Below are 12,900 nucleotides of genomic sequence, written 5' to 3'. Positions count from 1 at the left end.
ACGGCAACAGCCCAGCACAGTCACCGCGCGACGCCAAGACACAGTCTTGAGTCATTTCGCGGTCACGGTCGGGTGGCGCTTCGGCACGTCCGCGCTGTTCGAGGGCGTCTCGGCTCGGGTACGGGCCCCTCCCACCGGAGCCGGAACGCGGGTGCGCGCGGGCGCCGGGCGGCGCAGGTGTAACCGAGATCTCCTGCCCGCCCGCGTTCCGGGCGGCGCGAACGGTTGAGTTCCACCGCGCTCGAAGTCCTACCTTCACTTCCGGATATAGGGAGGAAGCTATGGATACGGGCAAGCAGCGCGAGGGCCGCGGCTGGGACGGCGAACGGCTCGACCTGGACGCCTACCTCGCCAGGATCGGCTACCGCGGCGACCGGTCGCCGACCATCGCGACGCTGCGCGCGCTGCACTTCGCGCACGTGACGTCGATTCCCTTCGAGAACCTGGAGATCGTGCTCGGCCGCGGCCTCCCGCTCGACCTGGAACCGCTGCAGGACAAGCTGGTTCGCCGGTCGCGTGGCGGGTACTGCTTCGAGCACGCCCGGCTGTTCTCCGCGGCCGCGGAGCGACTCGGCTTCGGCGTGACCGGGCTGCTTTCCCGGGTGAGCATGGGCAGCGGCAAGCTGCGGCCGGCCACCCACGCGGTGCCGCTGGTGACCACCGCCGACACCGGTGAGAGGTGGCTCTGCGACGTCGGTTTCGGCAGCAGCCCGCTGCAGCCCATCGAGTTCGCCGACGGCACCGTGACGTCGCACGGCGGCTGGACCCACCGGCTCGCGCTCGACGGGGGGACCGGCGAGTGGGAGGTCCAGCGGCCCGCGGGCGACGGGTGGGAGGACCTGCACCACTTCCCGCTCAACCCGGCCTACGCCATCGACTACGTGGTGGGAAACCACTACGTGTCCACGCACCCGAACTCGCCTTTCGTCGGGCGGGTGGTGTTGCAGCGGATGGAGCCGGGAGTGCTGCACGTGCTCGACGAGACCGTGCTGACCGCCCACCGGCCGGACGGCTCGGTCGAGAAGCGGACGCTCGATGCGGGCGAGGTGGCGGAGGTGGTCGCGGAGGTCTTCGGCATCGAACTCGAGGCCGAGGACGACGCGGCGCTGCTCGCGCACCTGCGCCGCGACACCGCATAGCTCCCGGTCCGCGCCGTGCGGCCCCGGCCCGTGCGGTGCAGCATGGGGCGGGACGGGCCCCAAGTCAGGTGTTCGGGGCCCGTGGCGACCCACTCCGCGGTGCCGGCCGTACCGGCGCCGCCGACATGGGAGGTGCGGGGGGCATGAAGATCAAGTGCGTCGGAGCCGGGCCGGCCGGGTTGTACTTCGCCATCTCGGCGAAGCTGCGCGACGCGGGCCACGACATCAGCGTCATCGAACGCGACCCACCGGGCGCGACCTACGGCTGGGGCGTCGTGTACTGGGACGACCTGCTCGACGTGCTCTACGGCAACGACCGGGAGAGCGCGCAGCAGCTGCGCGCGGCGTCGACGCTCTGGCAGGAGCAGGAGATCTGCCTCCGGAGCGAGGACTCGGCCTACCTCGGCGGCTACGGCTACAGCCTCGGTCGGGCGGCGTTGCTGGACGTCCTGGCGCACCGGGCGCGGTCGCTGGGCGTGGACGTCCAGTACCGGCACGGCGTGGAGGACCTCTCCGAGCTCGCCGACGCCGACCTGATCGTCGGCGCGGACGGCGTGCACAGCCGGGTCCGGCAGACCCACGAGCAGGAGTTCGGCACCCAGCTCGACGTCGGCAACAACCCATACATCTGGCTGGGCACGGACAAGGTGTTCGACCGGTTCACCTTCGCGTTCGAGGAGACCCCGGCGGGCTGGGTCTGGTTCCACGCCTACCCGTCCAGCGCCGGGATCAGCACCTGCATCGTCGAGTGCACGGCGCAGACCTGGGAGGCGCTGGGGCTCGACTCGCGCACCGACGAGGACGGCGTGCGGCTGCTGGAGAAGATCTTCGAACGGCCGCTCGACGGGCGCAGGCTGATCAGCCAGTCGCGCGGCAGGCCCGCGCAGTGGATGCGGTTCACGCAGGTGCGCAACCAGAGCTGGGTCCACGGCAACATCGCGTTGATGGGCGACGCCGCGCACACGACGCACTTCACCATCGGGTCCGGTACCCGGCTGGCGATGCTGGACGCCATCGGCCTCGCCCAGTGCCTCTACGAGAGCGAGTCGGTGTCCGCCGCGCTGCACGAGTACGACCGGCTGGCCCGGGCGGCGCTGCGCCCGGTGCAGGCGGCCGCGCGCAGCAGCATGGCGTGGTTCGAGCACGCCGACGACTACCTGGACCGGGACGCCACCTCGTTCGCCTACGCGATGGCTTCGCGGCACGGTCTGCAACCGCCGTGGCGCTACCAGCTGCACCGGGCGACGCAGGTTCCCGCGGTGCGCAGGACGATGCGGGCCATCGACTCGGCCCGGCGCCGGGTGCTCGCGCTGCGGCGGGGCGAGTCGCTGCTGCCGCCGGTGCGGCAGCAGCGGGTTCCGCTGACGTCCTGACACCGGCAGCGACGAGCCCGGCCCCGACCGCTTCGGTCGGGGCCGGGCTCGTTCTCGGTCAGGGCCGGACCCAGCGCTCGGCCTTCCCGCTCGAGGACCCGTTCGGCCGCACCTCCGCCGGGTGGTGCAGCCGGTAGAGGTTGGCGTAGCCGCTGTCGTTGGCCAGCAGCTCGGCGTGCGTGCCCGCCTCGACGATCCTGCCGTGGTCGAGGTAGACGATGTGGTTGGCGTCGGCGACGGTGAGCAGGTTGTGCGAGATGACGATCGTCGTGCGCCCGGACATCAACCGCCGCAGCGGGCCGAGCACGCGCTTGCTCGCCTCGGCGTCGAGGCTCGTCGTCGGCTCGTCCAGCAGCAGCAGCGGTGCGTCGCGGATCATCGCCCGCGCGATGGCGATGCGCTGGCGCTGTCCGCCGGAGAGCAGCCTGCCCCGCTGGCCGACGCGGGTGTCGTAGCCGTCGGGCAGGTCGAGGATGAACTCGTGCGCGTCGGCCGCCCTGGCCGCCTCGACCACCTCGCGGTCGTCGGCGTCGGCCTTGCCCGCCCGGATGTTCTCGGCGATGGTCCCGTCCAGCAGCAGCGTCTCCTGCAGCACGATGGCGATGTTGGACCGCAGCTCGCTCAGGTCCAGCTCGCGCAGGTCGTGGCCGTCGAGCCGGATGCGGCCCTCGGTCGGGTCGTAGAAGCGCAGCAGCAGCTTGGTGAGCGTGGACTTGCCCGCACCGCTGGCGCCGACCACCGCCGTCGTCGTGCCCGGCAGCGCCTGGAAGCTGATGCCGGATAGCACGTCGACGCCGGTGTCCGGGTAGCGGAAGCCGACCTGCTCGACGCTCAGCGTTCCCTCGGTCCGGCCGATGCGGACCGGTTTGTCCGGCGTCCGGACGTGCGGCTTCTGGTCGAGCAGCTCGGCGATGCGCTCGGCACCGGCCGATGCCTCGAACACGGTGTTGGCGAGCTGCCCGAGGCTGCGCACCGGCGTGTAGAGCTGGGACAGGTACACCAGGAAGGCGAGCAGTCCGCCCAGGCTGATGCGGTTCGACGCCAGCTCCCAGATGCCGACACCGAGGATCGCCATCACGCCCAGGACCTCGACCAGGTCGACCAGCGGCGAGAACATCGCCCCGATGCGCGCGGTCGCCAGCTCCGCCCGGACGTTGCCGATGCTCTGCCGGTAGAAGCGGCCGACCTCGGCCTGCTCGCGGCCGTAGGCCTGGATGAGCGGGGCGTTGCCGAGGCTCTCCTCGGCGACGGTGGTGATGGAGCCGCTGCGCCCCCGCACCTCGCGGGAGGCGATCTTGATACGCCGGGAGAAGAACCGGGCCACCCAGAGGAACAGCGGCACCGCCACCAGCGCCACCAGGGCCAGCCGCCAGTCGAGGTAGAAGATCACCCCGGCGAAGACGACGACCTTGACCAGCGAGGAGACGGTCTGCGAGATCCCCGAGAGCACCAGGCTCTCGATGGCCCCGACGTCACCGGTGAGCCTGCTGATGGTGTCGCCGAGCCGCCTGCGGTCGAAGAAGCCGACCGAGAGGGTGTGCAGGTGGGCGAACACCCGGGTCCGCATCCGGTGCAGGAAGTTCTCGCCGATCCAGACCGTGAGGTAGGAGGAGGCGAAGTCGATCGCCCCGCCCAGGATCGTGATGCCCGCGTAGGCGGCGGCGACCGCCGGGAACAGCGCGAAGTCCCGCGGGGTGAGCACGTCGTCGATGACGATCTTGAACAACCAGATCGCCGCGCCGTCCAACAGCGGGGACAGCAGCACCAGCACCAGGCTGAGCACCATCCAGCCCCAGAACGGGCGCGCGTCCGGCCAGAACCGGCGGAACACCTCCCGCACGCGCAACGTCGGCGCGGCCTCGACCAGACCTTCGGAATCCGGCGCCGCCGGCTGCAGCAGCCATCTCATCGCCCCCAGCACTCTCTCACCCCGCAACCTTCGTCGGACACGCGTAGCTCCCACTCAGGGAGTGGGAGCTACGCCGTTCATCTCATCGCTGATAGCTCATGGGGAGCAGGACGCTCAGCAGTCCCACCAACGGCCCCACCAGCCGCCCCAGTGGCCCCAGCCCCAGCCGTGGCCCCAGCCCCAGCCGTGACCCCAGCCCCAGCCCCAGCCGTGGCCCCAGCCCCAGCCACCGCGGTGGTTGTTGCGGTTCTTGCCGGAGAAGAAGACAGTGCTGATTCTCATTTCCGATCTCTCGCTTTCCGGGTCTGTCGGCCTCGCGGCCGTTTCCCTAGAAGGCTTCTCAGCGCCCGGCCCGCCCCCATGTCGGCGCACAGGCCTGGACGGGTGTACCGATCATTTCCGATCGTCCGCACCCTCGCTGCCGCGATTTGGTGCCGCAGGGCTCTCGTGGGAGTCCCCCAGTCCCAATTCCCCGCGGTCGGAGGGCACATGCGGGTGATCCACTCATCCGCGCACTGTTGTCACTCCCGTTGATCGGAGCAGTCACCGTTATCCCCCGGTGACTCGTCCACCCTAAACCCGCATTCGGAGTCATACAAGCGATACCGGAAACCTACCCGGAGGACGGGCCGGGCACCGATCGGAATCACCGTCCGTCGTCGATTTTCCGGGCTTCCAGCCACCCGTACGGGCACTAGGACCCTGGCGTCCACCAGTGACTACGGACGATTGGACGACTTCCGCGGACGGAACCACCGAAATATGATCTAGTGGTTCCCGAGGCGTCCGGCCAGTGGCGAATCAATTTTCGACCGGAGCCGCTACAGCACGCAGCCGAGGAGGGAGAACAACCGGGAACACCGGTGAGCGATTAACCATTTCCCGCCTTTCTCATGATAAGTCCACGTAACCAGGAGAGAGCATGGATCTGCGCCGATGGCTCACGACCGCGGTAGCGGAGGTCGAGCGCTGGCAGGAGGAGTTCGGGGACTTCACCACGCACCCGGCGGCGGAGGTCGCCGACCAGGAGCTCGGCCCGGCGTTCGCCGAGCTCGCCGAACGGCTGCGCGACAACTACCCCTTCTTCCACCCCCGCTACGCCGGGCAGATGATCAAACCGGCGCACCCCGCCGCCGTCGCGGGGCACCTGGCGGCGATGCTGGTCAACCCGAACAACCACGCGCTCGACGGCGGCCCGGCGACCGCGCGCATGGAGCGGGAGGTGGTCGCCCGGCTGGCCGGCGTGTTCGGGTACGGGCCGGACCACCTCGGCCACCTGACGACCAGCGGCACCATCGCCAACCTCGAGGCGCTGTACGTGGCCCGCGAGACGCATCCCGGGCGGGCCGTGGCCCACAGCGCCGACGCGCACTACACGCACTCCCGCATGTGCCGGCTGCTCGGCGTCGAGGCGGTGCCGGTGCCCACCGACAACGCCGGCCGGATGGACCTCGACGCGCTCGACTCGCTGCTGCGCACGCACGACATCGGCACCGTGGTCCTCACCGCGGGCACCACCGGCCTCGGCGCGATCGACCCCGTCCACGAGGCGCTCGCGCTCCGCGAGCGCTACGGCGTGCGGCTGCACGTCGACGCCGCCTACGGCGGGTTCTTCACGCTCATCGCCGACGACTCCCCCGACGGCGTGGCCTCTGCGCCGTTCCAGGCGCTCGGCGCGTGCGACTCGCTGGTCGTCGACCCGCACAAGCACGGGCTCCAGCCCTACGGCTGCGGCGCGGTGCTGTTCGCCGACCCGGCCGCCGAGCGCTTCTACCGGCACGACTCGCCTTACACCTACTTCACCTCGGCGGAGCGCCACCTGGGCGAGGTCTCGCTGGAGTGCTCGCGGGCCGGCGCGGCCGCGGCCGCGCTGTGGCTGACGTTCCGGCTGCTGCCGCCGACGCCCGACGGTCTGGGCCGGGTGCTGCGACCGGGCCGCCGCGCCGCACTGCGCTGGGCGGACCTGCTCTCCGAGTCGCCGGTGCTGGCCCCCTACCAGCGCCCGGAGCTGGACATCGTCACCTACCTGCCCCGCGCCGGGCGCCTCTCGGACATCGACGCCCTTTCCGCCGCGGTGCTGGAGGGCGGCATGACCGCGCCCGCCGCCGAGTCGGTCTTCGTGGCCACCTACGGCGTGGACAGGCCCGCCCTCGCGGCGCGGGGCCACGAGGTCGAGGCCGACGTGGCAGTCGGCCGCATCCTGCGCAGCGTGCTCATGAAACCCGAGCACGACGACTGGCTCGACTACCTGCACACCCGGATCGAGGAACTCGTCCGAACCGCCGCGGGGCGGTGAGACCGTCACATCGGCGTCCATTCCGATGGCAAGTCATTGCCTCCCGGCTCACCTTGGAGCACGATTTTCGACCGGACTGCGGACTCTTCTAAACGTTCTGGCAGCAAGCAACCGGCCATCCCAGCGGGTGACGCTGGGTCACCACTCCGCCGACCGCGGGCGGGCCGCGACAACGGACCACGAGAGACGCCGACCGTTCCTCCGAGGCAGAAGTCCCGGCACCGGTCACGCAGAGTCTCCGCACGAGGACATCGGAATTTTCGGTAACGCTACCGACCGCGACGATGAAGCGGCACAGGAATTCGAAAGAAACGTTGCCGTGGATTCGAGCGATAGAGGCGCCGGCACGACCCCCGAAAGGCAGTCGCCGAGAAAGTTCACCGGCACCAAGGCAATTCTTCGTGCCCGTACCGGAAACGCCGTGAGAACCGGCAGCAGCCGGACGCACCCGTTCACGGCGACCGGTGCGTCGTCGCGCGGCGAAGACGCCCCCTCGGCTGCGCTCATACCGCCGCTGTCTCCGGTGAGCAGCCTGGCCGTCGTCGGCGGCAGTCCGGGCGGGCCATCATCGCGCGGGACGGTCTGGTTCAGGATGACGCTGGAAACGCAGCGTTCTCTCGCTTCGAACCGCCTTCTGCGAGGCCGACGACCGCGCGGAGGCGCCGTCGCCGGTTCGGTCGGACTCCGGCCCGGGTAGCCCCTGCGGGACGCCCGTCGCCGCGCCCGGAGGGCCAGCACCATGATCGACGAGTCGCAGTGCTCCATCTCGTTCATCGGCAACGCCACGACGCTGCTCCGGTTCGGTGACTTCACCCTGCTCACCGACCCGAACTTCGTCCGGCGCGGGCAGTGGGTGCACATCGGCCACGGGATCGTCACCAGGCGCCGGACGCAGCCGTCGATGAACGTCCACGAGCTGCCCGACCTCGACGCGGTCGTGCTCTCCCACCTGCACGGCGACCACTTCGACCGGGTCGCGCGCCGGGGCCTGCATCGCGACCTGCCGGTCTTCACCACCGCCCACGCCGCGCGCAAGCTGCGCGGCTACGGCTTCGCCGAGGCGGTGCCCATGCCGCGCTGGACCCAGCGGTCGATGAGCAAGTCCGGTGACCGGCTGGAGATCACGTCGCTGCCGGGCAAGCACGCGTGCGGCGCGCTGGCCGCGGTCGTCCCGCCGGTGATGGGCACGCTGGTCGAGTACCTGCCGCGCGAGGGCGACCCCCTGCGGGTCTACCTGAGCGGCGACACGGTCCTGCATTCCGACCTGCGCGAGATCACCGACCTCTTCCCCGACATCGACGTCGCCGTCCTGCACCTGGGCGGGACGAAGGTGTTCGGCCGGCTGCTGACCATGGACGGCGGGCAGGGCGCGCGGTTGCTCGACATCCTCAAGCCCGCGCACACCATCCCGGTGCACTACGACGACTACGGGGTGATGAAGTCACCGCTGTCGGACTTCCAGGTCGCGGTCGACCAGCGGCCCGGCGTCCACGCGCAGTACGTCCACAGAGGACAGACCTGTCCGCTGCCGCCGACCTGACCGACCGAAGTCCCGCCCGGGCCGGCTCCCCGACGTGGCACCCGGAGTTCGCAAAGACGCCATCGCGGGTTCTCACCGTTCCCCGAGTGGTACGCAATGCTTGCGCGCGCCTGGAGGCCCGGGGCGCGCGGGCCGGCGACCGCGAGGGGACGGACATGCGAGCCAACCGGAGAGACCTGCTGCGCGGCGCGGTCGCCGCGGGTGCCCTCGGAGCGGCCTGGCCGCTGAGCGTCCGGCTCTCGCCGGCGCAGGCCCACGCCGCGGCCCGCGAGCTGGGCGCGACCTGGGACGAACCGCCGTTCACCCTCGGCGTCGCGTCCGGAGACCCGCTGCCCGACGGCGTGTCGCTGTGGACCCGGCTGGCTCCGCAACCGCTCGCCGACTCCCAACCGCTGCCGGACACCGTCGAGGTCGAGTGGGTCGTGGCCACCGATCCAGAGCTCTCTAACCGGGTCGCAAGCGGGACCGCGCCCGCCCGCGCCGAGTTCGGGCACAGCGTCCACGTCGACGTCGGCGGCCTGGAACCCGGACGCCGCTACTTCTACCGGTTCGCGGCGCGGGGCAGGTCCAGCCGCCTGGGCCGCACCCGGACCGCACCGGTCGGGCCGCTGGAGCGGGTGCGCTTCGCCGCCGCCAACTGCCAGGCGTTCCACGACGGGTTCTACGCCGCGCACCGCGGGATCGCCGCGGAGGACGTCGACTTCGTCGTCCACCTCGGCGACTACATCTACGAGCACGGCCAGGTCGGCGGCGAGCACGTCCGCGACCACGAGGGCCCCGAGGCCTTCACGCTCACCGACTACCGCCGCAGGCACGCGCTCTACAAGGGCGACCCGTCACTGCGCGCCGCGCACGCCGCCCACCCGTGGTTCCTGACCTGGGACGACCACGAGGTGGTCAACGACTACAGCGGCACCGAGCCCTCCAAGCCGTTCCGCGAGCGGAGGGCGGCGGCCTACCAGGCGTGGTTCGAGCACATGCCGGTGCGCTCGGCGAACGCCCAGGCGCCGCGCGTCCACCAGCAACGCCACTGGGGCGACCTGCTGGAGCTGACGATCCTCGACCTGCGGCAGTACCGGTCCGCGCAGAACCTGCCGAACGGCACGATCCTGGGCCGGGAGCAGAAGGACTGGCTCAAGCAGCGGGTCGACGCCGCGCCCGACTCGTGGCACTGCTGGGTCAACTCCATCATGCTGAGCCAGCTCGCCCAGCCCGGCGGCGGCTACTACTTCACCGACCAGTGGGACGGGTTCCTCGCCGAGCGCCGGGAGGTGCTGACCCACGTGCACGACTCCGGGATGCCCGACCTCGTGGTGGTCACCGGCGACTGGCACTCGGCCTTCGTCGACGACGTCCGCCCGGACTTCGACGACCCCGACTCGCCGGTGATCGGCACCGAGTTCACCGCGCACTCGGTTTCCTCCAGCGCCTACGACGCCGAGTGGAACCGCACCAACGGACCGGTGATGGGCGGTGCCAACCCGCACCTGAAGTACTTCGAGGGCGACCGCTACGGCTACGACGTACACGAGGTCACGCCGCGCAGGTGGAGCACGCACATGCGCGTGGTCGCCGACCGCGACGACCCGCGGTCGCCGGTCTCCACCCTCACCACCTTCCACGTCGACCGGGGCAGGCCCGGCTCGTACGAGGACCCGGCCACGATCCACTCGCCCGCCCAGTACCGGCGGGCCTGAACCGTCCACACCGGACACGCGGGGAGGCGCTGATGCGACGGTTGACCGCACTGGTCGCGGCGGCGATCGCCGGGCTCGGCGCGTTTCCGGCCGCGGCCGCACCGGAAGCGGAGCCGGCCGGCACGCAGGTGCGCGTGCTGACCTGGAACATCCTGCACGGCGGGCGCGAGTACGGGCCGCGGAACCTGCCGAACCTGCTCGACCAGGTGGTGGCCGTGCGCCCCGACGTGTTCTTCACCGTGGAGACCTACGGATCCGGGCCCGACATCGAGCGCGCCCTCACCGAGCGGGCCGGCAAGGGCGCCTACACCGGTGTCCGGGTCACCGACCGGCCGCCCGGCGAGGACAACCTGTGGCTGTTCACCCGCTTCCCGGTGAGCCACCGGTACCCCGCTCCGCACGGCGGCGTCGTCGACGACTTCAACTTCGGCGGGGCGCGGGTGCGGCTGCCCGACGGCGCGGAGCTGAACCTGTTCACCGTCTGGCTGCCCTACAGCGACCCGTGGAACGGCTACCTGGTCGACGACAACGCCGCGGCGATCCGCACCGGTGTCCCGCCGCGGCACAGCGGGGCCGACGTCCAGCGGGCCGAGACCGAGCAGCAGCGCCACATCGACGACATCGTGCGGACGCAACTGCCCGCGATGCTGGGCGGCAACACCGATCCCGTACTGATGGGCGGCGACTTCAACACCCTCGCGGCGCACGACTGGCGGCCGGAGCACGCCGCGTGCTCGGGCCACCTGGGCATGAGCTACCCGCTCGGCGCCACCGCGGCGGTGACCGCCGCCGGCTTCGCCGACACCTACCGCACCGCCCACCCCGACGTGTGCGCCGAACCGGGCAGCACGTGGAGCCCGCAACCGGCGGAACGGATGATCACCCCGCAGCGCATCGACTTCACCTTCGCCCGCGGAGACGTCCGCGTGGAACGCAGCGAGGTCATCGACCAGCGCATACCCGAACACGGTCCGGGCGTCTTCTACTCCGACCACGCCGCCGTCCTCACCGACCTCGTGGTCGCCCACCGCTGAAACCCGGGCGGAGGAACGGAAACGCACGCGGAACACCTCGGCCGTCCACCGAGACCGAAGGGCCGATCTTGGGCGGCGTGACCTTCACCGGCGTCTCGAACGACTCCGGGGAGACCCGCCTCACCAACGGCAGCGCCACCGATGTCGATCTATGAAATGCGCCTCAGTGGGATGGGGCACCGGTCGCCGTCGCGGGCGTGCCCGGAAAGCCGACCCTGGAAAGAAGTGAGGCCCCCACCTCGCGGTGGGGGCCTCACTTCGAGTGGGCGAGGAGGGAGTTGAACCCTCACGTCCTTACGGACACACGGACCTGAACCGTGCGCGTCTGCCATTCCGCCACTCGCCCGTGGCTTGAGCCGAACTCTACACTGCCTGATTTCGGCCCCTGGCACCGGGGTCGGTGTAGTCGGTTCGACCGTCTTGCACCGGACCCGCTGCCCTGTTGGCTGGAGCAGCCTAACACGCCCTGACAAGCGTCTTCCGCAGGGGGGCGCCCCACTTGGGAACTGGGCGGTGTCCCGGCCCGTTGACCCAGATACGATGGTCGGTGGAGTCGTTCGCGTGGAGGGGATTGTCGTGGGCCTCGTGCAGCGCTTCGAGCGCCGGCTCGAAGGCATCGTCGGTAATGGCTTCGCGCGCGTTTTCGGTGGGAAGGTCGTTCCCCAGGAGGTCGCGCAGGCTCTGCAGCGGGAAGCCGAGCTGCAGATCCGCGAGCTCGCCGGGGGACGGTTGCTCGCCTGCAATCACTACGTTGTGCAACTGAGCACCCCCGACCACGCACGGCTCGCCGGTGAGGAGGACCGGGTGACCGACCTCCTCGCCGACTGCGTTCAGGAGCACCTCACCGAGCAGGGGTGGGACACATATGGTGACGTCGTAGTCTCCCTGGAGCGCTCTGAAACGCTGCACACGGGACAGTTTCGAATCAGATCGTCCGTCGACCCCGACGTAACCCGACGGCCGGCAACACCTCGTACCGCAGGAGACCGACCCATGAGCCAGCCACCAGGCCACTACCCCCAGGGAGACCCGTACGGCCAGCAGCAGGGGCAGTACGGCTACGACCAGGGATACGGCCAAGGCCAGTACGGGCAAGACCCCAACTACGGCTACGGCCAGCAGCCCCCCGGCTACGACCAGGGCGGCTACCCCCAGCAGCCCCCCGGCTACGACCAGGGCTACCCCCAGCAGGGCTACGGACAGCAGCCTCCCGGTTACGACCAGGGCTACGGCCAGCCCGCCGGATACGACCAGGGCTACGGGCAGCAGCCCGGCGGCTACGACCAGGGCGGCTACCCCCAGCAGCCCCCCGCGGCCTACGACCAGGGCTACGGGCAGCAGCCTCCCGGTTACGACCAGGGCTACGGCCAGCCCGCCGGATACGACCAGGGCTACGGGCAGCAGCCCCCCGGCTACGACCAGGGCTACCCGCAGCAGCCGGGTCAGTACGGCTACGACCAGGGCGGCTACGGCCAGCAGCCCGGCGGCGCCTACCCGCCGAGCCAGCCCGGTGGCTTCCCCGAGCAGGGCTACCCCCAGCAGCCCGGCGGCGCCTACCCGCCGAGCGCGCCCGGTGGCTACCCCGAGGCCGCTCCGCGCCAGCTCACCGCGACGCTGCAGCTCGACGACGGGTCGAACCGGTCCTACACGCTCCAGCACGGCTCGAACGTGATCGGGCGCGGCCAGGAGGGCCAGTTCCGGCTGCCCGACACCGGTGTGTCCCGCAAGCACATCGAGATCACCTGGGACGGGCAGAGCGCGATGCTGGCGGATCTCGGTTCGACCAACGGCACCACGGTGAACGGCACCCCGGTGCAGACTTGGCAGCTGGCGGACGGCGACGTCATCCGGGTCGGCCACTCCTCCCTGGTCTTCCGCAGCCAGGGCTGAGCCTCCCCCCGGGTCACAACGC

The 12,900-nt window shown here is 70.9% G+C and carries 9 protein-coding genes and 1 tRNA gene; 7 read left to right on the top strand and 3 right to left on the bottom strand.

The features are described from left to right. Nucleotides 1-281: 281 nt before the first annotated feature. Together SACE_RS00275 and SACE_RS00270 are read left to right on the top strand one after the other, a co-directional pair. Nucleotides 282-1,139, top strand: a complete 858-nt coding sequence (locus SACE_RS00275; protein WP_009950414.1) for an arylamine N-acetyltransferase family protein — start codon at nucleotides 282-284, stop codon at nucleotides 1,137-1,139. Between the two features lie 143 nt (nucleotides 1,140-1,282). Next, on the top strand, nucleotides 1,283-2,512 hold the full coding sequence (locus SACE_RS00270; protein WP_009950416.1) for an FAD-dependent monooxygenase: 1,230 nt from the start codon (nucleotides 1,283-1,285) through the stop codon (nucleotides 2,510-2,512). 58 nt (nucleotides 2,513-2,570) lie between these two features. On the opposite strand, the gene SACE_RS00265 is transcribed toward SACE_RS00270, so the two are convergent. Next, nucleotides 2,571-4,421: an ABC transporter ATP-binding protein gene (locus SACE_RS00265; protein WP_231849890.1), complete on the bottom strand. Its 1,851-nt coding sequence runs from the start codon at nucleotides 4,419-4,421 to the stop codon at nucleotides 2,571-2,573. A gap of 114 nt (nucleotides 4,422-4,535) precedes the next feature. Continuing rightward, a complete protein-coding gene (locus tag SACE_RS37300) occupies nucleotides 4,536-4,703 on the bottom strand; it encodes a hypothetical protein (RefSeq protein ID WP_011872925.1) in 168 nt (55 codons plus the stop codon). A gap of 640 nt (nucleotides 4,704-5,343) precedes the next feature. Between SACE_RS37300 and SACE_RS00260 the strand changes: the two genes are divergently transcribed. The 4 genes from SACE_RS00260 to SACE_RS00245 all read left to right on the top strand — a co-directional run bounded on the left by SACE_RS00260 (nucleotide 5,344) and on the right by SACE_RS00245 (nucleotide 10,988). Next, nucleotides 5,344-6,717 carry a pyridoxal phosphate-dependent decarboxylase family protein gene (locus SACE_RS00260; protein ID WP_009950420.1) on the top strand — a complete coding sequence of 458 codons (1,374 nt, stop codon included), beginning with the start codon at nucleotides 5,344-5,346 and terminating at the stop codon, nucleotides 6,715-6,717. Nucleotides 6,718-7,456: 739 nt separating this feature from the next. Further along, entirely contained in the window at nucleotides 7,457-8,257 is an 801-nt protein-coding gene (locus tag SACE_RS00255; RefSeq protein WP_009950421.1) for an MBL fold metallo-hydrolase, read from the top strand. Between the two features lie 155 nt (nucleotides 8,258-8,412). Further along, nucleotides 8,413-9,954: an alkaline phosphatase D family protein gene (locus tag SACE_RS00250; RefSeq protein WP_009950422.1), complete on the top strand. Its 1,542-nt coding sequence runs from the start codon at nucleotides 8,413-8,415 to the stop codon at nucleotides 9,952-9,954. A gap of 32 nt (nucleotides 9,955-9,986) precedes the next feature. Beyond that, nucleotides 9,987-10,988 carry an endonuclease/exonuclease/phosphatase family protein gene (locus SACE_RS00245; protein WP_011872924.1) on the top strand — a complete coding sequence of 334 codons (1,002 nt, stop codon included), beginning with the start codon at nucleotides 9,987-9,989 and terminating at the stop codon, nucleotides 10,986-10,988. 263 nt (nucleotides 10,989-11,251) lie between these two features. Here SACE_RS00245 and SACE_RS00240 read toward each other — a convergent pair. Beyond that, nucleotides 11,252-11,334 (bottom strand) — tRNA-Leu (locus SACE_RS00240). 230 nt (nucleotides 11,335-11,564) lie between these two features. On the opposite strand from SACE_RS00240, the gene SACE_RS00235 reads away from it, so the two are divergent. Continuing rightward, nucleotides 11,565-12,878, top strand: a complete 1,314-nt coding sequence (locus tag SACE_RS00235; protein ID WP_011872923.1) for an FhaA domain-containing protein — start codon at nucleotides 11,565-11,567, stop codon at nucleotides 12,876-12,878. The last annotated feature ends 22 nt before the right edge of the window (nucleotides 12,879-12,900 follow it).

The sequence above is a fragment of the Saccharopolyspora erythraea NRRL 2338 genome (assembly GCF_000062885.1).
Lineage (GTDB): Bacteria > Actinomycetota > Actinomycetes > Mycobacteriales > Pseudonocardiaceae > Saccharopolyspora_D > Saccharopolyspora_D erythraea.
This window is presented reverse-complemented; position numbering and strand designations above follow the sequence as displayed.